This is a genomic window from Kitasatospora sp. NPDC093558, from assembly GCF_040683475.1.
Taxonomy (GTDB): Bacteria; Actinomycetota; Actinomycetes; order Streptomycetales; family Streptomycetaceae; genus Kitasatospora.
Genome location: NZ_JBFBDY010001161.1, coordinates 1 through 1,418 on the forward strand (window position 1 = coordinate 1; position 1,418 = coordinate 1,418).

Here is a 1,418-nt window from a genome sequence, read left to right on the forward strand (position 1 = left end):
GCGCCTTCCGCAAGCTGTAGCGGCGGGCGTGCCGCTACTTGGCGTCGGCGTAGCAGTCGACGACGGCGGTGGTGAGCGGGAAGCGGACCGGGGTGTCGCCGAACACCAGCAGCCTGGCCTCGTCGGCGGCTGCGGCGACGGCGGCGGCGACCTCGTCGGCGAGGTTGGCCGGGGTGTGCACGATGACCTCGTCGTGCTGGAAGAACACCAGGTGCGGGCGGTCCTCGGGGACGGCCGCGGGCAGGGCGTTCAGCCGCCGGCGCAGCGCCGCGAGCAGGGCGAGGGCCCAGTCGGCGGCGCTGGCCTGGATGACGAAGTTGCGGGTGAAGCGGCCGCGGGCGCGGGCCCAGCGACCTCCGGCCTCGGCGGCGGTGTCGGGCGCCTCGGTGAGGTCGAGGAAGTCGGCGGAGGCGGGCGGGCAGACCCGGCCGAGCCGGGAGGCGACCACGCCGCCGTCCTCGCCGGTGCGGGCGGCGGCCTCGACGTAGCCCATGGCGGCGGGGTAGCGGTGGCGCAGGGTGGCGAGGAGCGGGCCGATGTCGCCGCTGGTCTGCCCGTACATGGCGCCGAGCAGGCCGAGTTTGGCCTTGTCGCGGTCGCCGCGGAAGGCGCTGGCGGCGAGGGCCTCGTAGAGGTCGCCGCCGGCCGCCGTGCGGGCGAGGCCGGCGTCCTGGGAGAGCGCGGCGAGCACCCGCGGCTCCAGCTGGGCGGCGTCGGCGACGACGAGCAGCCAGCCCGGGTCGGCGACGACTGCGCGGCGCAGGATGCGCGGGATCTGCAGGGCGCCGCCGCCGCGGCTGGCCCAGCGGCCGGAGACGACGCCGCCGACGACGTACTCGGGCCGGAACCGGCCGCCGCGGGCCCAGGCGTCCTGCCAGGCCCAGCCGTGGGCGGCGTGGATCCTGGCCAGCTCCTTGTAGCGGATGAGCAGTTGCGCGGCGGGGTGGTCGACGCGCTTGAGCTCCCAGGAGCGGGTGGAGGTGAGCTGGATGCCCCGGTCGGCGAAGGCTCGCAGCACCTGGGTGTGCGAGTCGGGGTTGAACGGGCGCCCGCCGAGGGCCTGCTGGAGTTCGACGGCGAGGTCGGCGAGGAGTTTGGGCTGGGCGCCGGGGACGGTCGGGCGGGGGCCGAGGAGCCCGGTGAGCAGCTCGTCGTGGATGTCGGCGCGCCATGGCAGCCCGTCGTGCGCCATCTCGGCGGCGACCAGGGCGCCCGCGGACTCGGCGGCGACCAGCACGCGGAACCGCTGCCGGGCGGCCGGGTCGGTGAGCGCGGCGATCCGGCGCTGCTGTTCGGCGTGGACGGCGACGACGGCGGCCAGCGGGTCGGCGCCGGGCGGCAGTTGGAGCCGGTCGGGGGCGAAGAGGGTGTCCTGGCCGTCGTCGCTCTCGGCCGAGCCGGGCTCGGGCAGGTCGTCC

Annotated in this window: 1 protein-coding gene; it reads right to left on the reverse strand. The window is 77.1% G+C overall.

Annotation, left to right across the window (positions count from 1 at the left end):
- Nucleotides 1–34: 34 nt before the first annotated feature.
- On the reverse strand, nucleotides 35–1,418 hold a 1,384-nt coding region (locus AB0O00_RS39400; RefSeq protein WP_363659481.1), incomplete at its 5' end, for a bifunctional 3'-5' exonuclease/DNA polymerase.